The sequence below is a fragment of the Rhodococcus sp. SBT000017 genome, from assembly GCF_003688915.1.
Lineage (GTDB): Bacteria > Actinomycetota > Actinomycetes > Mycobacteriales > Mycobacteriaceae > Rhodococcoides.
Genome location: NZ_REFU01000001.1, coordinates 423,265 through 443,742, shown reverse-complemented (window position 1 = coordinate 443,742; position 20,478 = coordinate 423,265). Strand labels below are relative to the sequence as shown.

The following is a 20,478-nucleotide window of genomic DNA, read 5'->3' as shown; positions in this document are numbered from 1 at the left end:
GTCGAGACACACCCTCAGTATCGACGTGCCCCGTAGTACGGGAACGATGCCATCGACTGCACCTTCACGGGAACACCGAACGTGGAGGCATGCAGCACGTTGCCGTTTCCGGCGTAGATGCCGACGTGTGAGATGTCCGGATAGAACAGGACGACGTCACCCGGCTGCAGATCCTTCTGATCCACCGGAGTTCCGCCTGCTGCCTGCGCCTGGCTCGACCGCGGCAACGTCTTGCCCACCTGCTTGTACGCCCAGACGACCAAACCGGAGCAGTCGAAGCCATCCGGGCCGGTTGCGCCCCAGACGTACGGCTTGCCGATCTGCGTCAGGCCGGCCTGCAACGCGCTGGCCCCCGATCCTGGCGTCAGGTTCTGCAGAATCGTCGAGGGGTCGAAGCCGTCGGGCAGGGCCGAACCGGCCAGAGCCAGTTGCTCCGAGGACGAGAGCGCACTGTAGGCGGCCATGACCTCGGCTATCTGACCCTGCAGCTCGCTCTGTTTGGCCTGAAGGTCGTCGCTGACGGCCTTGGCCTGTTCTGCGGCGACGCGTGCCTGGTCTGCGGCCGTCGTTGCGGCCTGCTCGGCCGTCACTGCATCCGAGCTCGCCTGCTTGAATCGAGCGACCTGGTCTGCGGTCTCCGCAGAGATGACGTCCAGTGCCGACATCTGGTCGAGCAACTGCTGTGGCGAGTCGCTGACCATGACGGCGAACAGTCGGTTGGTCCGCGCACCCTGATAGTTGACGTTGGCAACCTTGTCCATGGCCGGCTTGAGCTGCGCCAACTGCGCTTGCGCTGCGTCCAGGGCTGCACGGCTCTGGTCGACGGCGACCTGTGCGTCGAGCTGCTGCTGGTTCTTGGCGTCGAGATCGATCTGAGCATTGTGCAGAGATTCGGTGGTCTGCTCGGACTGGCGAGAAAGCTCGGCGAGCTCGGTCTGCGCGTCGGACGCGGAGTCGAATCCCGGCTGTGCGGTCGCCGGCGTCATCGGCACCACGGCCATGCATGCGGTCAGTGCGACAGCAACCGCCGAATTGCGGGCAAGCCGCAACACACGGGTAGATCTCGATATCGCCACGGAAAGCGACTCTCCGTCCTCACACATGTCACCTCGTCCGAGGCAACGGTTTGAAAAGTAGACCGAAAACGAACCATACCCATGCTCTTACTGGCGGGGACGTGAACACGGTCCGAAATCGATGGGGGTTCTAGGTGACAGGTCACAAAGTAAACATCGACCAGGTCTCGATCAGATTACGAACTGGATGCTTCCCTGTCCACCGGACCGGCGTGTCGCGCGGTCCGTGTCCGGATACGAGAACAGGGCCGAGCCGATACACGGCTCGACCCTGTCGGTCGATCACAGCTGACGTCGGTCGCTCGAATCAGTAACGGCGAGCACCGTCGAACGGCATCGAGGCAAGCGGAGCAACCTTGACCGGCACACCGGACGTGGATGCATGCACGACATTGCCGTTGCCGACGTAGATGCCCGAGTGCGAGCCGTCGTAGAACGAGACGACGTCGCCGGGGGCCAGGCTGTCGCGCGAGACCGGGGTGCCCGCGGCCGCCTGGTCGTAGCTCGTACGGGGCAGGCTGATGCCGGCCTGCTTGTACGCCCACTGAACGAGGCCCGAGCAGTCGAACGAATCCGGACCCGAAGCGCCGTACACGTACGGTGCTCCGATCTTGGATTCTGCGGCCTGAACGGCCTTCGCTGCCGGGGTGACCTGCGGTGCCAACGGCGCACCCGGTGCAGGCGCACCCGGAATGTTGAGGGGAGGGAGGCCCGGGATGTCAGGAATCTCGAAGGTTCCGACGCCGGGAATGGTGAGGGGGGCCGCCATTGCGGGTGCAGCGGGAAGGATGACCACGCCTGCCGTGAGCGCTCCGGCTACGAGGACTCGCCGCAATGATCGGTTGGAAAGTTGTGACGCCACGAAAGATGGTGCTCCGTTTCTTCCTATCGTCCGCCGACCGAGTTAGCTGACGGGTTCGGGCTGGGAAGAGCAGCCCTACCCACCGGCCACCGTGTGGTGGCTCAGCGGGATTCACCCCAGTAGATATCGGGTTCCCGGTACGAACACTCTCGCGAGTGAACGATTAGGCGGTGACTTGCGACGCCACTCCGGTTTGGATTGGCGAGACTCCGCAAGGTCTCAGGAAGGTTACGAAATGGCATACCCCCGTGTCGACCCCAACTCGCCGAGGCGAGCAAATTCGGCTCGATTCTCGCTAGCCGGCGCGCTGATCTCCCGGTGTGTCACGAGTCGATAACAACGGAACCTCGGCGGTGCCGCCGTCGTTCACCACGAGCTTGAGGGTCGGCACGAGACCGACATCGGCGAGCACACCCATGGCACCGAGTTCTTCCTGCTCGAGAGTGATACGAGACGGCGGTCCGACCCACCGCCCGTCCGATCTCGACGGCATCCCCGGAGCCCCCAGAAGCACCGTCACGACGCAGTCCGCGCAGGCGATGTCACGGACCAGGCAGTCACTGCAGTCGATGATCATTGTGATCCTTGTCTCTTTGCGGTTTCCGGCGGCCGAATCGACCGACGAAGTGAAAGATAACGTCGGGCACCGACAGGTTTCGTGACACGACGACGTTCGAGGGCGCGATGCGCGATCTTGTCGGAGGTCGGCCCTAACGTCGTCCCGGTGAGCCTGCCCATCCAGCTGACGTTCGACGAACTCGATACCCCGCTGCACGAGACCACGTTCGTCGTCGTCGACCTCGAGACCACCGGCGGCAGCGCAGACACCGAGGCCATCACCGAAATCGGGGCAGTCAAGGTTCGAGGCGGCGAAATTCTCGCTGAGTTCGCCACGCTGATCGACCCGGGCAGGTCCATCCCGCCGTACATCGTGGAGCTGACCGGCATCACATCGGCGATGCTCATCGGCGCGCCGCGCATCGAGCGGGTGCTCCCCGGTTTCCTCGAATTCGCCCGAGGTTCGGTGCTGGTGGCACACAACGCCGGCTTCGACACGGGATTTCTCAGGGCCGCCGCCAGTCGTCTCGACATTGCGTGGCCACGGTTTCAGGTGCTGTGCACGGTCAAGCTGGCTCGTCGAGTTCTGACCCGCGACGAAGCCCCGTCGGTGAAGCTGTCCGCACTCTCGACTCTGTTCCGATCCGGCACCAGGCCGACCCACCGCGCACTCGACGACGCCCGGGCGACCGTCGACGTCTTGCACGGCCTCATCGAACGGGTGGGCAATCAGGGGGTTCACAGCTACGCCGAGTTGGTCGACTACCTACCCGCGGTGTCGGCCGGCCAGCGCGCCAAACGCGGGCTGGCCGCTCATCTTCCCGGTACGCCCGGCGTCTATCTGTTCCGCGGCCCGTCCGACGAGGTCCTGTACGTCGGTACGTCCAACAACCTCAAACGACGCGTGCGCAACTACTTCACCGGCTCGGAGACGAGAGGCCGGATGAAGGAGATGGTCGCACTGGCCACTCGCGTCGACCACGTCGAGTGTGCGCACGCGCTCGAGGCCGGGGTCCGCGAGCTACGCCTGCTCTCGGCGCACGTTCCGCCGTACAACCGCCGCTCGAAGTTCCCTCGGAAGGGGTGGTGGATCACGCTGACCGACGAGGCGTTCCCTCGCCTGTCGATCGTTCGCACACCGGCACCGAACAGTCTCGGACCGTTCTCGGTTCGCGGCGACGCCGCAGAGGCCGCGGCGCTCGTCGCGGAGTTCTGCCGCCTACGAACGTGTACACGCCGTCTGGCTCGCTCGGTCCGTCACGGTGACCACTGCCCGGCAACCGACGTCGGAGGCTGCCCTGCGGCTCTGTCCGGCCCGTTGACGGCCGACGAGTACTCGGATGCCCCGACGCAGTTTCTCGCGCTCGTGTGCGGTCAGGACGACGCCGTTCTCTATTCCATGCGCCGCCGCGTCGCCGAGCTCGCGGACAAGGAGCTGTACGAGACGGCTGCTCGTCTGCGCGATCGAATCGCGATCACCGTCGATGCACTGCGCAGGATGCACCGATCGGCAGCGGTGGCCGCCATTGCCGAACTCGTTGCGGCGAAGCGGACGGCCGACGGCGGGTGGGAGTTGATCGTGGTGCGCTTCGGCCGTCTGGCCGGCGCTGCCGTCGCACCGCGCGGGGTGCATCCGATGCCCGTTGTCGACGCCATCACCGCGTCGGCCGAAACGGTGCTGCCCGATACGACCCCGCTGCGCGGCGCGCCGCCGGAGGAAGTGGGACTGATCGCGGCCTGGCTGCGCACGGACGGAGTCCGGATCGTCCGTACGAGCAGTGGGTACTGCAGCCCGGCACGGTCGGCGGGTTCGTGGGAGTCGTGGTGTCGGACGGCGAGAGAAGCAGCGAGGGCAGGAGTGGAGCCTGCGGAACGACAAATTAGGGCAGGAGTGGAGCCTGCGGAACGACAAATTAGGGCAGGAGTGGAGCCTGCGGAAGGACTCTCGCGGCATGGCAGCCACTAGGGTCTGGGGGGGGTAGCTCGCGTCGGACACCGAGCTCGAGATGCTTGAGGAGCACAGATGATCAATGCCATCGTCTTGATCGACGCCGAGGCCGACTTGATTCCGGAGGCGGCGCAGGCCGTAGCCGATGTCGACGGGGTGTCGGAGGTCTATTCGTGTGCTGGGGATGTCGATTTGATCGCCATCGTCAAGGTTCGCGATCATGCTTCGATCGCAGAGGTCATCACCAAGCACATCAATCGCGTTCGGGGTGTGCGCAGCACCACCACTCACATTGCGTTCCAGTCCTATTCGAGTTCCGATGTCGATGCGGGGTTCTCGATAGGCGAGTAGGCGCGCTCTGTGTCGGTCGGAGAGGTGTCAGTCGGCGAGTTCGGTGGTGCATCGACCCCAGTCGGCGAGTAACCGTGCTGCCGCGCCTGAATCGACTGCCTTTGCGGCAGTGGCCAATCCGGCTTCGATCCGGGCGTGGAGGTCGTCGGACACGCCGTGGTGCGCTGCCATCGCTGCGGCGGCATTGAGCAGTACTGCGTCGCGGACGGGGCCGTGTTCACCGGCGAACACGCGGTGCGCCACGGCCGCGTTGAATTCTGCGTCTCCGCCTCTGAGAGCTTCGATGGGCGCTCGGGCGATGCCGTAATCGAGGGGGTCGATCGTCTCGACGGTCACCGAGCCACCGGACACCACGTGCACGGTCGTGGTGGTGGACAGGGTGATCTCGTCCAGTCCGTCGTCGCCGCGGACGACCAGGACCGAGCTACCACGTCCGGCGAACACGTCGGCCATCACGGGAGCCAGACTCTCGAACGCGCAGCCGATCAGGCCTGCGCGCGGGCGGCCGGGGTTGGTCAGTGGCCCCAGCACGTTGAACACCGTCGGGATGCCGATCTCTTTGCGTGGTGCCGCGGCGAAGCGCAGTGCAGGATGGTGGATCGGCGCGAAGCAGAATCCGATACCGACCTGTTCGACGCTCGATGCGACGGCGTCGGCTCCGAGAGTCACCCGCACACCCAGCGCTTCGAGGACATCGGTCGTGCCGCTCTTGGACGACGCTGCGCGGTTGCCGTGCTTGACCACTCGCACCCCGCTGGCGGCAACGACGATCGCGGCCATGGTGGAGATGTTGACGGTGTCTGCCCCGTCACCTCCGGTGCCCACGACGTCGACGGCGTCGGTGTCGGTGTCCACCAGCACCGCATGCGCGAGCATGGACTCGGCCAGACCGCTCACCTCGGCCGGAGTCGGCCCTTTCATCCTGAGTGCGACCCCGAAGGCAGCGATCTGGGCGGCGCTCGCATTATCGGCCATGATCTCGTCCATCGCCCAGCCGGTGTCGGCGCTGGACAGGTCGGTGTGCGTCGTCAACGCGCCGAGAATTCGACGCCAGGTACGCGGCTGTTCGTCGCTGATCGCTGCGGTCATGGTGGTTCTGCCGTGCCCTTCTGCCGTCGATGCACTCGGTGCCCTGGAAGCTTAGCCAGACGCCGCGTCGGGCTGTGCGGGCTGCAGTGCGTCCCACCCGAGCACGGCTCCCCCTCGACGCTGGGCGAGGCCCGCCATGCGAGAACGCTCCTGCGAGCAGTGCAAGGCGTCGAGCACCTGAACCCGTTGCAGAACCAGAGGCACACCGTCGTCCACCCGAGGGCGGTAGCCGGTGCTCTCCGGTAGTTCGGCGGCCGGTCCCACTTCGTAGCCGTCCTGAGCCGCAACCGCTGCAGCGTCATCGACCTGGTTGGAGGGCAACACCAGATGATGGCGGAGCACCACGTCTGCCGCTTCCGTCCACGCCGGCTGGGTCCTCGCTGCTTCGTCGAGCACGGCCGAGCATGCCTGTGCATCGTCGAAGCAACTCGCCACTGTCACGAGGTCGTCGCGGGTGGGGTCAAGAGGTTCTGCCGTCGATCGCGAGAACAGTCTCCGAAACCATCCACCCTCGGTGCGCTTTGCCATGAGGCCAGCCTTGCACGACTGGACCCTACCGGCCCGTACAGGCCCTCTGACCAGCACGGGAACAAGGACGCACCTGGATTCGTTCCGACGCGACGCGCCAAGAGCGGACCCGGATATGCCTTCCGTACTACGACGGGTCATACTTCTCTTTGTGACGAGCGCTGTAGGGACTCAAGGATCGGCAATCACCCAACGCGTGCACTCGCTGAACCGTCCCAATATGGTCAGCGTCGGCACGATCGTGTGGCTGTCGAGTGAACTCATGTTCTTCGCCGGGCTGTTTGCGATGTACTTCGTCGCACGCGCCCAAGCGAATGGAATCTGGCCGCCGGAGCCGACGGAGCTGAACCTCGCTCTCGCTGTGCCGGTGACTGCGGTGCTGATCGCATCGTCGTTCACCTGCCAGCTGGGTGTGTTCGCCGCCGAGCGAGGTGACGTCTTCGGACTGCGCCGCTGGTACATCATCACTCTGGTGATGGGCACGTTCTTCGTGGCCGGCCAGGCGTACGAGTACTACCACATGGTCCACGAGGGCACGACGATCTCGAGCAGCGTGTACGGCTCGGTCTTCTACATCACGACCGGCTTCCACGGACTGCACGTGATCGGCGGACTCATCGCCTTCGTCTTCCTGATCACCAGAACTCTGGTCAGCAAGTTCACGCCCGCGCAGGCCACCGCCGCCATCGTCGTTTCGTATTACTGGCACTTCGTCGACATCGTCTGGATTGCCCTCTTCGCAACTATCTACTTCATCCGCTAGTGACAGTCAGCACGCCAAAGATAACGAGCGAACGGATTCAGCCCCCGACGTTCGGTCCGTCCCGACACGACAAGGGATAGAAGATGAGTTCATCTCCCCCAGCAGCATCCGACGACAACGCCGCCTCCAAGACGAGACGGCAGCGTAAGACGCGCCGACGCATCACCGGTGCGCTCGTTCTGATGATGGGCCTTCTGAGCGCAGGATTCCTCGCTTCGGCTCTGACGCCGACTCCGCAGGTCGCGACCGCCGATACCGATTCGGCAGCGCTGATCCGCGAGGGCAAGCAGCTCTACGACACGTCCTGCGTCACGTGCCACGGTGCAAACCTGCAGGGTGTTCAGGATCGCGGACCGAGCCTCATCGGCGTCGGCGAAGCGGCCGTGTACTTCCAGGTGTCGAGTGGTCGTATGCCTGCCGTTCGCAACGAGGCACAGGCAATCCGCAAGCCACCGAAGTTCGACGACAAGCAGATCGACGCCCTCGGTGCCTACATCCAGGCCAACGGTGGCGGACCGACGGTGCTCCTCGACGAGAACGGCGAGATCGCTCAGGAGTCGCTGCGCGGCAACGACATCGGACGTGGAAGCGAGTTGTTCCGTCTCAACTGCGCCTCCTGCCACAACTTCACCGGCCTCGGCGGAGCTCTCTCCTCGGGCAAGTTCGCACCCCCGCTCGGACCCGCAAACGAGCAGGAGATCTACACCGCGATGGTCACCGGTCCGCAGAACATGCCGAAGTTCTCCGATCGTCAGCTGACGCTGGAAGAGAAGTCCGACATCATCGCCTACATCAAGTCGTCCACCGAGACGCTGCCCGCAGGCGGTTGGAGCATCGGCGGATTCGGTCCCGGTACCGAGATGATCGCTATCTGGACGGTCGGCATCATCGCCGTCGTCGGAGCAACTTTGTGGATCGGAGCTAGATCATGACCGACGGCGATTCCGGCCGTAAGGACGCGAACAACGACGACGAAGCCGGACGCAAGGATGCACCCGGCACCGAGGGCGTGAACGCGGACAAGAAGTACACCGACGAGGAACTCGCCGCGCTCAGCCGCGACGACCTGGTCAAACTGGGCACCAACCTCGACGGTGTCGACGTCGCTTTCCGCCGCAACCGTTGGGCTGTGGAAGGTACTCGCGCCGAGAAGCGTGCCGAGCGCAGCGTCGCGATCTGGTTCGCGATCGCCGGCCTCGCCGCTGTCGCTTTCATCGGCATCTACCTGTTTTGGCCGTGGCAGTACGCCGGTATCGGCGAAGAGAACTACATCGCCTACTCGCTGTACACCCCGCTCATCGGCGGAACGATGGGCCTGGCGATCCTCGCCGTCGGTATCGGTGCGGTGCAGTTCACCAAGAAGTTCATCCCCGAAGAGGTCTCAATCCAGGACCGTCACGACGGCGGTTCGTCGGAGACGGACCGCAAGACGCTCGTGGCAGAGCTCGGCGACTCCCTCGACACGTCGACCATCGGTCGTCGCAAGGTGATCAAGCGCTCGCTCTACTTCGGCGGCGGCGCGCTGGGCATCATGGCACTGCTCCCCCTCGGCGGACTGATCAAGAACCCCTGGGCCAAGGGCGAAGATTCGCCGTTGTGGGTATCCGGCTGGACTCCTCGCTACGATGGAGAGACCATCTACCTCCGACGAGACACCGGGCGACCGGAAGATGTCGTTCTCGTTCGGCCCGAGGACTTGGACGCTGGTGCCATGGAGACCGTATTCCCGTTCCGTGAAGCGGACCGCGAGAGCGAGCACGATCTGCTCGTTTCTCTGCGTGGAATTCGTAACTCGGTCATGCTCATCCGCCTTCGCTCGGACGACGCCAGCACGGTCGTCAAGCGCAAGGGCCAGGAAAGCTTCAATTACGGCGATTACTTCGCCTACTCCAAGATCTGCACGCACCTGGGTTGCCCGACATCGTTGTACGAGCAGCAGACCAACCGAATTCTGTGCCCTTGCCACCAGTCGCAGTTCAACGCGCTCGAGTACGGCAAGCCGATCTTCGGACCGGCTGCGCGTGCGCTGCCCCAACTTCCCATCACTGTCAACGAAGAGGGATTCCTCGTCGCTTCGGGAGACTTCACCGAAGCACTGGGACCCGCCTTCTGGGAACGTCGTCCGGAGCGTGACTCATGAGTACATTGCAAACCCTCGCCGCCAAGCAGGCCGACGGCGTAGACAGTCGCTACCACCTGGCACCTGGACTGCGGCGCCAGATCAACAAGGTATTCCCCACCCACTGGTCGTTCCTGCTCGGCGAGATCGCGCTGTACAGCTTCGTCATCCTGCTGATCTCGGGCGTGTTCCTCACCCTGTTCTTCGATCCGTCGCTCAGCGAGGTCGTGTACGAAGGTGCGTACACCCCGCTCAACGGCGTGACGATGTCCAAGGCATACGCGACCGCTCTCGACATCACGTTCGAGGTTCGCGGCGGTCTGTTCATGCGGCAGATTCACCACTGGGCCGCCCTGATGTTCGCGGCCTCGATCATCGTGCACATGATGCGTATCTTCTTCACCGGCGCGTTCCGTCGCCCGCGTGAGGCCAACTGGGTCATCGGCTGCCTGCTGCTCATCCTCGCGATGTTCGAGGGCTTCTTCGGCTACTCGCTCCCCGACGATCTGCTCTCCGGCACCGGCCTCCGCGCAGCTCTCGGTGGCATCACGATGAGCATCCCGATCATCGGTACGTGGATGCACTGGCTCATCTTCGACGGCGACTTCCCCGGCACGATCATCATCCCGCGCCTGTACGTCGCTCACGTTCTTCTTCTACCGGCCATCATTCTGGCGCTGATCGCAGCCCACCTGGCCCTGGTCTGGTACCAGAAGCACACGCAGTTCCCCGGACCCGGCCGCACGGAGCAAAACGTCGTCGGCGTTCGTATTCTCCCGGTTTTCGCAGTCAAGTCCGGTGCCTTCTTCGCCGTCACCTTCGGTGTGCTGGCAGCAATGGGTGGACTGCTTCAGATCAACCCGATCTGGAATCTCGGACCGTACAACCCGTCGCAAGTGTCGGCAGGCGTTCAGCCCGACTTCTATCTGATGTGGACCGATGGCATGGCCCGACTGTGGCCTGCCTGGGAGATATACATCGCCGGGCGCTACACCATCCCGGCAGTGTTCTGGGTGGCAGTGATCATGGGTCTCGTCTTCACCGTGATGATCGCCTACCCGTGGATCGAGAAGCGTCTCACCGGAGACACTGCGCATCACAACCTGCTGCAGCGTCCCCGCGACGTTCCGGTGCGTACCGCGATCGGCGCGATGGCTCTCACGTTCTACGTGATCCTCACGCTCTCGTGCATCAACGACCTCATCGCGTACAAGTTCGACATCTCTCTCAACGCGATGACGTGGATCGGTCGTATCGGAATTCTCACCATGCCTCCGCTCGCGTACTTCATCGCATACCGATTCTGCATCGGCTTGCAGCGCAGTGACCGGGCAGTTCTCGAGCACGGCATCGAAACCGGAATCATCAAGCGACTCCCGCACGGCCAGTACGTGGAGATCCACCAGCCGCTCGGACCGGTCGACGATCACGGACACCCGATCCCCCTCGATTACCAGGGCGCACCCGTTCCCAAGAAAATGAACAAGCTCGGCTCGGCCGGAAAGCCCGGCTCGGGATCGCTGTTCAGCCCGGATCCGGTGGCACAGAGCAAGGCTCTCGAAGACGCCCATCACAAGGGTGAACACGAACAGCTCACGATGCTCCGCAACTACCAGGCGGGCATTCACGGCAACGGCCACGCGAACGGTAACGGTCACTCGAACGGAAATGGCCACTCGAACGGTAACGGCCATGCGAATGGCAACGGACACTCGAACGGCAACGGCAATGGACTCCACTCGGACGAGGACACTGCAATCGCTTCGGGTCGAAGCGACAACGACAGAGAACGCTGACATCTGACAGAGTCCGAAAAGAGGGCGACACCGGCAACGGTGTCGCCCTCTTTCTCGTCTGCGAACATCATCCGGGGTCGACCCCTCGCGCACCCTCTGGAGCAGTACGGCTCCACGTGGACGGGAAGGACCTGAGGGCCCCTCCCCTCCCCCACCGGCGGATGACCCGCCCGGTGTATCGACCGATCTCGGCTCAGGGGTTCGCCACAACCGGTATTACTATCGGTCTCATGGTCCGTATTCCCCTCACCCCCGGCGAACTCGCCCGAGGTGCCAGGCTCGGCTCTGCTCTCCGTCATGCCCGTGGTGGCCGAACCATGACCGACGTCGCCGATACGGCCGGCATCTCGGTCGAAACTCTGCGAAAGATCGAGACCGGCCGAATTCCGACGCCTGCATTCTTCACCGTCGCCGCGTTGTGCGGTGCGCTGAACATCTCTCTCGATTCGCTTGCCGATTCGACGTCCAGCTCCGTTCGGCCCCACTCGGAGGCCGACGTCTCCTGAGGGCTCCACCTCTCCCGTTCACCTCACAGCGCCGTGAGTCGACCATTCCGTCCGGCCTGTGGTCCAAACAGCAGAAAAGGGCCCCGGTCGCTCGTGAGAACGACCGGGGCCCTTTTCTGGTGCAACTGGTGGAAGTCAGTGGCGCTCGGCACCTACGTGGTACTCGAAGACCAAACCTGCCGCCGCAACGATGACGCACACGACGCCCAGCGCGATGAGCCACGGCTGGAAGAAGGCGAAGCCGATGGCGGTGACGGCTGCGAAGGCCGCCAGCACGATCGGCCAGAAGCTGCCGGGGCTGAAGAAGCCCAAGTCGCCTGCACCGTCGCTCACCTCGGCGTCGTCGAAGTCCTCGGGGCGTGTGTCGAGGCGTCGGGCGACGAACCTGAAGTAGGTACCGATGATCAGTGTCAGACCCACCGACAGGAAGATCGCGGTGACTCCTGCCCACTCCACTCCTGTGCGGCTCAGGCCCGTGAACAACGTGTACACGATGCCGACCAGGAGGAAGAAGACAGTGAGGATTTCGAAGATCTTGGCTTCGATTTTCATATCAGCATGCTTCCTTGGTCAGTTGCCTTCAGCGACAGCGGCTGTTCGGAGGGTGCGGTCGGTCGCGAACGGCGCGGTGCTCGTTGCGAGGGGGCTCTCGCCGATGGCTTCGAGTGCCTGCGCGTTGGTCAGCGCTTCTCCGCCTTCGGACAGGGGCTTGCGAAGCTCGATGTACTGCTCGAACCGCTCCGGAGAGACGGCACGAACCTCGAAGTTCATCATCGAGTGGAAGGTGCCACACATCTCGGTGCACCGTCCGACGAAGGAGCCTTCGCGTTCGATTTCGCTGATCTGGAAGACGTTGTCGGAGTGGTTCTCCTCGGGGTTCGGGAGAACGTCACGCTTGAACAGGAATTCCGGAACCCAGAATCCGTGGATGACGTCCGAGGACGCGAGCACGAACTCGATGCGCTTGCCGGTCGGCAGAACAAGCACCGGGATCTCTTCGCTGGAGCCGACCGTTTCGATCTTGTTGTAGTGCAGGTACGACAGATCCTGCGTGGATGCTCCGTTGATCGGTCCCGGAACGAACTCACCGTCCTCGCTGCCCTCGGCACCTTCACCCGGGGTGGCGGCGGCCTCGGCGGCAGCCTGCTCTTCCTCGTCGGTGCCCTCGTACTTCGCGGCACCGTCCTTGAGATCGATGGTCCGGTACCCGAACTTCCAGTTCCACTGGTACGCCGTGACATCGACCTGGACGTCGGGATCGGCCTGCTTCTCGTCGACGTAGTTCTGCACCACGACGGTGAAGTAGAACAGCACGGCGATGATCACGAACGGAACCGCCGTGTAGAACAGCTCGAGCGGTACGTTGTAGGCCGTCTGGCGGGGGAACTCCGGTGAGCTCTTCTTCTTGCGGTGGAACAGCACCACCCAGAAGATGAGAACCCACACGATGATGCCCATGACCAGGGCTGCAATGACCGACCACGTCCACAGGTCGCCGATGCGTCGCCCCTGAGGGGTGACGCCCGAGGCGAAACCGAAATTGAGTACGTTGTCGCTGCTGATGGAACAGCCCGACAGCATCAACGCGGCTACACCGAGAAATGCTGTCAGCCCCGCTCGCCGAAGGATCCGACTCTGCGCCACGTTCACGCCTTCCTGATTGCCCACCACTGAAGAATAAGGGCTTCCACATGGAGATGCCCGAGTACTACGCAGCGTAGACCAAAGCCGGCGGAGAACCACCCTTGGGTCGTTACCTACGTCCGAGCGTGTCTGCGGCATACTCGGATCCTGATCTACAGTCCCGCTGACGACACTCGCGGAGACCAGGACCCCTGCACTGTCCCCAACTGCGAGAAGAGGTAGCAGACGCTGTGTGTGGACTGCTCGGAGTACTCACGTCTCACGGAACGACCGCCGCCGGAGTCGAACTCGTGGCTTCGGCGACCCATTGCATGCGACACCGCGGTCCGGACGAGCCCGGTGGCACCTGGCACGACGACGACGTCGTCTACGGCTTCAATCGGTTGTCCTTCATCGACATCGAACACTCCCATCAGCCGATGCGTTGGGGTCCGCCCGAGTCACCGAACCGGTACGCGCTCGTCTTCAACGGCGAGATCTACAACTATCTGGAACTGCGCGCCGAACTGGCTCGCGACCACGGTGCCGAGTTCACCACCGAGGGTGACAGCGAGTCGATCGTCGCGGCCTTCCACTACTGGGGCCCTGCTGCAGTACAGCGACTGCGAGGCATGTTCGCATTCGCCGTCTGGGACACCGAGACCCGCGAGATGTTCATCGCCCGCGATCCCTTCGGCATCAAGCCGCTGTTCCTGGCCACCGGTCCTGGCGGCACCGCGTTCGGTAGTGAGAAGAAGAGCGTGCTCGAGCTGATGGAGCTGCTCGGAGTCGACACAGATCTCGACCCGCGCGCCATCGAGCACTACACCGTGCTGCAGTACGTCCCCGAGCCCGAAACCCTGCACGCAGGCGTTCGTCGGCTCGAATCCGGTTGCTATGCCACCCTGTCCCCCGGTACGCCGGCGAAGGTCACCCGGTACTTCACACCGAAGTTTCCGGTGCAGCCCTTCGCGCCCGGCAGCGAGAAGGCGCGCTACCAGGAGATCGCCGAGGCACTCGAGGACTCGGTTGCCAAACACATGCGCGCCGACGTCACCGTCGGCTCGTTTCTCTCCGGCGGCATCGATTCGACGGCCATCGCGGCTCTGGCGATTCGTCACAATCCCGACCTGATCACGTTCACCACCGGATTCGAGCGCGAGGGCTACTCCGAGGTCGACGTGGCAGCGGAGTCGGCGGCCGCCATCGGTGCCCGGCACATCGTGAAGGTCGTCGGGCCCGAAGAGTTCGCAGCGTCCATCCCCGAGATCGTCTGGTATCTGGACGATCCTGTGGCCGACCCTGCGTTGGTGCCGCTGTACTTCGTCGCCAAGGAAGCACGCAAGCACGTGAAGGTCGTGCTCTCCGGTGAAGGTGCGGACGAGTTGTTCGGCGGCTACACCATCTACCGCGAACCGCTGTCGTTGAAGCCGTTCGAGTCGCTTCCCGCCTTCCTTCGACGTGCGGCCGGCTCGTTGAGCGAGCGAATCCCGGAGGGCACGCGCGGCAAGAGCCTGCTCAACCGTGGGTCGATGACTCTCGAAGAGCGGTACTACGGCAACGCTCGCAGCTTCAACGACGCGCAGTTGCGTTCGGTGTTGCGTGAGTTCCGATCCGAGTGGACCCATCAGGACGTCACCGCGCCGATCTACGCGCAGTCGCAGGGATGGGATCCGGTGGCTCGTATGCAGCACCTGGATCTGTTCACCTGGTTGCGCGGCGACATTCTGGTCAAGGCAGACAAGATCACCATGGCGAACTCACTCGAGCTGCGAGTCCCGTTCCTGGACTCCGAGGTCTACAAGGTCGCCGAGAAGCTCCCGCTCGAGCAGAAGATCACCAAGAGCACCACCAAGTACGCTCTGCGTCAGGCACTCGAGGGAATCGTTCCCGGTCATGTACTGCATCGCGCCAAGCTGGGATTCCCTGTGCCACTGCGCCATTGGCTGCGTGGCACGGAACTCTTCGACTGGGCGCACCAGCAGATCGCCGATTCGCAGACCGATCACCTGCTGAACAAGGCCGCCGTCGTCGCCATGCTCGACGACCACCGCGCCGGCAAGTCCGATCACAGCCGTCGACTGTGGACGCTGCTGATCTTCATGGTGTGGCACGGGATCTTCGTCGAGAAGCGCATCGTGCCGCAGATCGCCGAACCGGAGTACCCGGTCAACATCTGATCGACGTCACCTCGCCGCCCCTGATACATCGGGGCGGCGAGATCGGCCTCAGACTGAGAGCAGCGCCCCGATCTCCTCGCCCGCTTCGGCACCGTAGGCCGCGGTCAGACGCTTGATCGCGTCGTCGCGGTTGAGCTCCCATTCCTGAGTGCCGGTGGTCTCGAGTACCAACACGGCCACGAGCGAACCGAGTTGCGCTGCACGTTCGATGCTGGCTCCGCCCATGTGCGCCGTGAGGAAACCTGCTCGGAAGCCGTCGCCGACACCGGTCGGGTCGACCTTGCTCGTCTCGGGTACGACACCGATGTGGGTGTGTTCGCCGCCCTTGGCGACGATGTCGACGCCGCGCTTACCCAGGGTGGTGATTCGCAGATCCACCTTCGCCGCGATGTCTGCGTCGGACATGCCGGTCTTCTGCTTGAGGAGGGCCCATTCGTACTCGTTGGTGAACAGGTACGCGGCACCGTCGATCAAGTCGGTAGCCTGCGCGGCGTCGAGTCGGGCGAGCTGCTGCGACGGGTCGGCCGCGAACGGGATGCCGGCCGCGCGGCACTGGGCCGTGTGCGCCGTCATGGCGTCGGGGTCGTTGGCACCGATCAGAACCAGGTCCATCTCGTGCTGCGCTGCGAGGGCCTCGATGGAAATATCGCGGGCCTCGCTCATCGCGCCGGGGTAGAACGACGCGATCTGCGCCATGTCCTCGTCCGTGGTGCAGACGAAGCGGGCAGTGTGGGCGGTGGCGGACACACTCACGCCACTGCAGTCGACTCCGTGCTCTTCGAGCCAGGTCCGGTATTCGGCGAAGTCCGGTCCCACAGCTCCGACGAGCAGTGGCGAACCGCCGAGAACTCCGAGTGCGTACGCGATGTTTCCGCCGACGCCTCCCTTGCGGATGACCAGATCGTCGACCAGAAAGCTCAACGAGATGTTCGAGAGCTGGTCGGCGACGATCTGCTCGGCGAACCGTCCGGAGAATCGCATCAGATGGTCGGTCGCTATCGAGCCGGATACCGCGAGAGTCACGAAGGAGGGCCTTTCGGTTCGTAAATGCTGGGGAGCTGATGGGCAGACACGACTGTGACCGATACACGCATGCGTGTATCGGTCACAGTCGAGTACGAGTCAGCTCAGTTGAACGAGTCGCCGCACGCGCACGATCCCGTGGCGTTCGGGTTGTCGATCGTGAAGCCCTGCTTCTCGATCGTGTCCACGAAGTCGATGGATGCACCCTCCACGTACGGGGCGCTCATCCGGTCCACTGCGAGGGTGACGCCGTTGAAGTCGACCGCGAGGTCGCCGTCGAGGCTTCGGTCGTCGAAGAAGAGCTGGTAGCGCAGTCCTGCGCAACCACCTGGCTGCACGGCGATGCGCAGCGCGAGGTCGTCGCGGCCTTCTTGGTCCAGCAACGCCTTGGCCTTGGTCGACGCGGTCTCCGTCATGGTGACCTTGTGCGCTGTGGTTTCGGTCGTTGTGGTTTCGTTCGAGACGGTCATGGGCTCTCCCTATCAGTCGTACAAACCCGTGAACTACTCAACCGTACTCCCGGTGGCTCTATTCCTCACGCTCGCCGCCTCGGTTGCACAGCAGAGTCGGCCACGTCGGCCGCGACGCGCGCGGCCAGCTGTTCGAGCTGGTTCGCCGCGTCGGACATCGCCAGCTCCACCGATCCCGCGAACTCGGTGATCGAGTGCGCAGCCGAGATACCCGCCGAGTCCAGTTCGTCCTCGGTCAACGTGACCTGTCCCGCGAGCACGATCGTGTCGAGACCGGTCGCGCCGCCCGCTGCAGCGATTCTGGTCACCAACTTGCCTCGCAGCGATTGCGAGTCGAATTTGCCCTCACCGGTCAGCACCAGGTCGACGGAGTCCAGCAGTTCCTGCTGCCCGGTTCGTTCGGCCACCACGACGGCGCCGGGGAGCTGCCTGCCACCGAGTGCGAACAGGGCCGCGCCCAGACCGCCTGCGGCTCCGGCGCCGGGTCGATCTGCCACGTCATGGCCGGCGGCGGAGAGCACTGCGGCCCAATCGCTGTTCGATTCCTCGAGCCGAGCGACCGTGTCTTCGTCGGCACCCTTCTGTGGGCCGAACACTCGGGCCGCACCGACGTCGCCCAGCAGCGGGTTCTCCACGTCCGACGCGGCGACGAGGTCGATGTCCGACAACCGCGCGACTGCCGATCCGAGACCGCCCAGCGCACGAATCATCGCGCGCCCGCCGTCGCTGCAGCTACTTCCGCCGAGTCCGACGAACACCGTTCGGGCCCCGGCGTCGAGGGCGGCGCCCAGCAGCTGACCGACGCCGTAGCTGCTCGCCTTCAGTGCGGAGAGTGGGGTGGGCGGCCCGTCGAGCAGATGCAGTCCGCAGGCCTGAGCCGATTCGATGTACGCCGCCGTACCGTCGAGCAGCCACTGGGCACGTACCGGGTTGCCGTGGGGCCCGTCCACGTCCGCGAACTGCACGGTGCCGATGCGCGAGGCCAAGACCTCGACGAAGCCGGGGCCGCCGTCGGATTGGGGCGCGAGTTCGAGTTCGTCGGTCTCACGAACCGAGGCCCATCCCCTGGCGATGGCATCTGCCGCGGCCGCGGCCGTCAGGGTGTCTCCGAACGAATCCGGCGCAATCATCACTCGCATCGTCGGAAGTCTAGGGCGGCCGCGCCGGAACGGCATCCGGTGTTTCCCCGCTGACCTGGCCGGTGTTCGATACCGACGAGCCATCCCATACTCTGAGTGCGTGAAGCTGCTACGCCGTGGAAACTCTGACAATTCGGACGGAAACGACTCGAACGAATCCGAGTCGACGACGGCCGGGAGCGACGCGACCTCTTCGGTGTCTCTCGGCAAGGGCCGGCCGACCCCCAAGCGCCGTGATGCCGAGGCGCGGCGTCGCGGACCTGTCGCTCCTGCTCCCCTTACGAGCAAAGAGGCACGCGAGCGTCGCAAGGCGAACAAGGGCAGCAAGGAAGATCGCAAGGCGGCCTCCAACGAGCGACGCGCCGCCGCAGCCGAACGACGCGCACGCATGCTCGCGGGCGACGACAAGTATCTGCTCCCCCGCGACAAGGGTCCGGTGCGCGCATACGTGCGCGACATCGTCGACGCGCGACGCAACCTCGTGGGCCTGTTCATGCCGCTCGCGTTGATCCTGATCTTCGCGTTGTTCCTGCAGCCTCAGGTGCAGCAGTACGTCACCCTCGGCATGTTCGTGATGATGCTCTTCATGGTCGGTGAGGGCATCTACCTCGGCAAGATGATCAACAACAAGATCCGGGTGCGGTTCCCCGAGACCACCGACGGCGGTTTCAAGATCGGCTGGTACGCCTTCGTCCGCGCGTCCCAGATCCGCAAGATGCGCGCACCGAAGCCGCGAGTCAGCGCCGGCGAGGCCGTCTGACGTCGGTGGGCGAACCGAGACGAACCCTCGTGCTCGGTGGAGCCAGATCGGGCAAGTCCGGGCACGCCGAATCGCTTGCCGTTCTCGAGCCGGTGCGCTACCTCGCCACCGGGAGGCGGGACGCGACCGACGAGGACTGGCAGCGTCGTATCGACCGGCATCGCGCGTCGAGACCGAAACACTGGTCCACCGTCGAGACCGTCACGTCACTGGCCGGTGTCGTCACGCAGCCGTGGGACGGCACCACCGTCGTCGACGATCTCGGAACGTGGCTGACGGGAATGCTCGACGACGCGCAGGCCTGGGAGCTCCCCCGCGGCACGATCGCACCGGCTGTCGACAACCTGGTCGGAGCGGTCGCGGACTGCACGTCCCCCCTCGTGCTCGTCAGCCCCGAGGTCGGCCTGTCCGTGGTACCCGAATCCCGTTCCGGTCGCCTCTTCCGAGACGAGCTGGGATTGCTCAATTCTCGGCTTGCCGCGGTGTGTGACAGGGTTCTGCTGGTCGTCGCAGGACTCGCGCTGACCCTCAAGGAACCTCCGGCGGACTTCATCACCGCGAAAGGCACAGTGTGACAATTCTTTCGAAAGAAGATTCGGCGTCGCCGTTTCGTCCGGTGACCGCTCCGTCGGACTCGGCTCGATCGGCTGCGGTGGACCGGCAAGGGGAATTGACCAAGCCTGCCGGAAGCCTCGGTCGCCTCGAGGCGCTCGGTGAGTGGATCGCGGCCTGCCAGGACTCCTGCCCGCCGCGGTCTCTCGAACGAGTGCGTGTTGTCGTCTTCGCCGGCGATCACGGCGTCGCTGCGCACGGAGTGTCTGCTTACCCTCCAGAGGTGACGGCCCAGATGGTCGAGAACATCCGGGCCGGCGGTGCCGCGGTCAACGTGCTCGCCGATATCGCCGGTGCTGCGGTTCGGGTTGTCGACATCGCGGTCGACGCCGATACGGATTCTTCTGTGTCCGCGTTCAAGATTCGACGGTCCAGCGGGTCCATCGACCGCGAGGATGCACTGACCGAGGACGAGGTTCGGGCCGCGATTGCTGCCGGAGCCGCCATCGCCGACGAAGAAGTGGACGCCGGCGCGGATCTTCTCATCGCAGGCGACATGGGCATCGGAAACACCACTCCTGCAACGGTATTGATCGCCACCCTGACCGATACCGAACCGGTTGCCGCGGTCGGCCGCGGCACTGGAATCGACGATGCGGGGTGGATAAGGAAGACCGCAGCGATCCGGGACGCGATGCGTCGAGCACGACCGGTCGCGAAGAACCCCACCGACCTGCTGCGGGTCGCGGGCGGTGCCGACATCGCGGCCCTCGCCGGCTTTCTCGCCCAGGCCGCACATCGGCGAACCCCGGTGATTCTGGACGGCCTCGTGGTGACCGCGGCCGCTCTGGTGGCCGAGGACGCGGCAGCCGGGGCACGCAGCTGGTGGGTGGCCGGGCATCGTTCGGCCGAGCCTGCACATTCACTTGCGTTGCGGCACTTGCGTCTCGAACCGATCGTGGAGCTGGAGATGCGTCTCGGCGAAGGCTCGGGTGCGTTGGCGGCGTTGCCTCTGGTTCGTGCGGGCGTCGGCACCTTGAATTCGATGGCCACCTTCGCCGACTCCGGTGTCAGTACCGGCGACAGCGAAACCCACAGCAGCATCGAAGCCCGCAGCACCATCGAAGAGCACTGA

General features: G+C 64.4%; 21 protein-coding genes and 1 riboswitch. Of the genes, 11 read left to right on the top strand and 10 right to left on the bottom strand.

Annotated elements, in window-relative coordinates; genetic code table 11:
• Window positions 1–14 precede the first annotated feature (14 nt).
• From AYK61_RS01915 to AYK61_RS01905, 3 genes are all read right to left on the bottom strand, one after another.
• Window positions 15–1,001, bottom strand: coding sequence for a C40 family peptidase (locus AYK61_RS01915; protein WP_121872347.1), 987 nt, complete (start codon window positions 999–1,001; stop codon window positions 15–17).
• Window positions 1,002–1,383: 382 nt separating this feature from the next.
• Window positions 1,384–1,938 (bottom strand): C40 family peptidase, encoded by a 555-nt coding sequence (locus AYK61_RS01910; protein WP_183130128.1) that lies wholly within the window; start codon window positions 1,936–1,938, stop codon window positions 1,384–1,386.
• Window positions 1,939–1,956: 18 nt separating this feature from the next.
• Window positions 1,957–2,118: riboswitch (cyclic di-AMP (ydaO/yuaA leader) on the bottom strand.
• 115 nt (window positions 2,119–2,233) lie between these two features.
• Window positions 2,234–2,515 (bottom strand): hypothetical protein, encoded by a 282-nt coding sequence (locus tag AYK61_RS01905; protein ID WP_121869595.1) that lies wholly within the window; start codon window positions 2,513–2,515, stop codon window positions 2,234–2,236.
• A 147-nt stretch (window positions 2,516–2,662) separates the two neighbouring features.
• Here AYK61_RS01905 and AYK61_RS01900 point away from each other — a divergent pair, with 147 nt between their 5' ends.
• Both AYK61_RS01900 and AYK61_RS01895 read left to right on the top strand, forming a co-directional pair.
• Window positions 2,663–4,462, top strand: a complete 1,800-nt coding sequence (locus AYK61_RS01900) for a DEDD exonuclease domain-containing protein (RefSeq protein ID WP_121872346.1) — start codon at window positions 2,663–2,665, stop codon at window positions 4,460–4,462.
• Window positions 4,463–4,519: 57 nt separating this feature from the next.
• The gene (locus AYK61_RS01895; RefSeq protein ID WP_121869594.1) at window positions 4,520–4,795 is read left to right on the top strand and encodes an Lrp/AsnC family transcriptional regulator; all 276 of its coding nucleotides are present in this window, start codon (window positions 4,520–4,522) and stop codon (window positions 4,793–4,795) included.
• A gap of 27 nt (window positions 4,796–4,822) precedes the next feature.
• Here AYK61_RS01895 and trpD read toward each other — a convergent pair whose 3' ends face one another.
• Window positions 4,823–5,884, bottom strand: coding sequence for an anthranilate phosphoribosyltransferase (gene trpD / locus AYK61_RS01890; RefSeq protein ID WP_121869593.1), 1,062 nt, complete (start codon window positions 5,882–5,884; stop codon window positions 4,823–4,825).
• A gap of 51 nt (window positions 5,885–5,935) precedes the next feature.
• Window positions 5,936–6,412, bottom strand: a complete 477-nt coding sequence (locus AYK61_RS01885) for a hypothetical protein (protein WP_121869592.1) — start codon at window positions 6,410–6,412, stop codon at window positions 5,936–5,938.
• A gap of 151 nt (window positions 6,413–6,563) precedes the next feature.
• On the opposite strand from AYK61_RS01885, the gene AYK61_RS01880 reads away from it, so the two are divergent.
• The 5 genes from AYK61_RS01880 (at window position 6,564) to AYK61_RS01860 (ending at window position 11,596) form a co-directional block, all read left to right on the top strand.
• On the top strand, window positions 6,564–7,175 hold the full coding sequence (locus AYK61_RS01880; protein ID WP_094612701.1) for a heme-copper oxidase subunit III: 612 nt from the start codon (window positions 6,564–6,566) through the stop codon (window positions 7,173–7,175).
• An 83-nt stretch (window positions 7,176–7,258) separates the two neighbouring features.
• Window positions 7,259–8,107 (top strand): c-type cytochrome, encoded by an 849-nt coding sequence (locus tag AYK61_RS01875; RefSeq protein WP_121869591.1) that lies wholly within the window; start codon window positions 7,259–7,261, stop codon window positions 8,105–8,107.
• A complete protein-coding gene (locus AYK61_RS01870; protein ID WP_237669275.1) occupies window positions 8,104–9,315 on the top strand; it encodes a ubiquinol-cytochrome c reductase iron-sulfur subunit in 1,212 nt (403 codons plus the stop codon). Before AYK61_RS01875 ends, AYK61_RS01870 begins: the two co-directional genes overlap by 4 nt.
• Entirely contained in the window at window positions 9,312–11,090 is a 1,779-nt protein-coding gene (locus tag AYK61_RS01865; protein ID WP_121869590.1) for a cytochrome bc complex cytochrome b subunit, read from the top strand. Before AYK61_RS01870 ends, AYK61_RS01865 begins: the two co-directional genes overlap by 4 nt.
• A gap of 230 nt (window positions 11,091–11,320) precedes the next feature.
• The gene (locus AYK61_RS01860; protein WP_121869589.1) at window positions 11,321–11,596 is read left to right on the top strand and encodes a helix-turn-helix domain-containing protein; all 276 of its coding nucleotides are present in this window, start codon (window positions 11,321–11,323) and stop codon (window positions 11,594–11,596) included.
• 135 nt (window positions 11,597–11,731) lie between these two features.
• Here AYK61_RS01860 and AYK61_RS01855 read toward each other — a convergent pair whose 3' ends face one another.
• Both AYK61_RS01855 and AYK61_RS01850 read right to left on the bottom strand, forming a co-directional pair.
• On the bottom strand, window positions 11,732–12,148 hold the full coding sequence (locus tag AYK61_RS01855) for a cytochrome c oxidase subunit 4 (protein ID WP_121869588.1): 417 nt from the start codon (window positions 12,146–12,148) through the stop codon (window positions 11,732–11,734).
• A gap of 18 nt (window positions 12,149–12,166) precedes the next feature.
• On the bottom strand, window positions 12,167–13,246 hold the full coding sequence (locus tag AYK61_RS01850; protein WP_183130390.1) for a cytochrome c oxidase subunit II: 1,080 nt from the start codon (window positions 13,244–13,246) through the stop codon (window positions 12,167–12,169).
• A 224-nt stretch (window positions 13,247–13,470) separates the two neighbouring features.
• Here AYK61_RS01850 and asnB point away from each other — a divergent pair, with 224 nt between their 5' ends.
• Window positions 13,471–15,399, top strand: coding sequence for an asparagine synthase (glutamine-hydrolyzing) (gene asnB / locus AYK61_RS01845; RefSeq protein ID WP_121869587.1), 1,929 nt, complete (start codon window positions 13,471–13,473; stop codon window positions 15,397–15,399).
• A gap of 48 nt (window positions 15,400–15,447) precedes the next feature.
• Here the strand turns inward: asnB and AYK61_RS01840 are convergent, their stop codons facing one another.
• From AYK61_RS01840 to AYK61_RS01830, 3 genes are all read right to left on the bottom strand, one after another.
• Window positions 15,448–16,422 carry a carbohydrate kinase family protein gene (locus AYK61_RS01840; protein ID WP_121869586.1) on the bottom strand — a complete coding sequence of 325 codons (975 nt, stop codon included), beginning with the start codon at window positions 16,420–16,422 and terminating at the stop codon, window positions 15,448–15,450.
• Window positions 16,423–16,526: 104 nt separating this feature from the next.
• Complete coding sequence (locus AYK61_RS01835; protein ID WP_037192882.1) at window positions 16,527–16,892, bottom strand: iron-sulfur cluster assembly accessory protein; 366 nt, start codon at window positions 16,890–16,892, stop codon at window positions 16,527–16,529.
• 65 nt (window positions 16,893–16,957) lie between these two features.
• On the bottom strand, window positions 16,958–18,031 hold the full coding sequence (locus AYK61_RS01830; protein ID WP_121869585.1) for a glycerate kinase: 1,074 nt from the start codon (window positions 18,029–18,031) through the stop codon (window positions 16,958–16,960).
• A 100-nt stretch (window positions 18,032–18,131) separates the two neighbouring features.
• Between AYK61_RS01830 and AYK61_RS01825 the strand changes: the two genes are divergently transcribed.
• From AYK61_RS01825 to cobT, 3 genes are read left to right on the top strand one after another with little or no spacing between them, the layout of a single operon-like run.
• Complete coding sequence (locus tag AYK61_RS01825; protein ID WP_032394419.1) at window positions 18,132–18,791, top strand: DUF3043 domain-containing protein; 660 nt, start codon at window positions 18,132–18,134, stop codon at window positions 18,789–18,791.
• A 5-nt stretch (window positions 18,792–18,796) separates the two neighbouring features.
• Window positions 18,797–19,366 carry a bifunctional adenosylcobinamide kinase/adenosylcobinamide-phosphate guanylyltransferase gene (cobU, locus tag AYK61_RS01820; protein ID WP_121869584.1) on the top strand — a complete coding sequence of 190 codons (570 nt, stop codon included), beginning with the start codon at window positions 18,797–18,799 and terminating at the stop codon, window positions 19,364–19,366.
• On the top strand, window positions 19,363–20,478 hold the full coding sequence (gene cobT, locus AYK61_RS01815; protein WP_121869583.1) for a nicotinate-nucleotide--dimethylbenzimidazole phosphoribosyltransferase: 1,116 nt from the start codon (window positions 19,363–19,365) through the stop codon (window positions 20,476–20,478). Before cobU ends, cobT begins: the two co-directional genes overlap by 4 nt.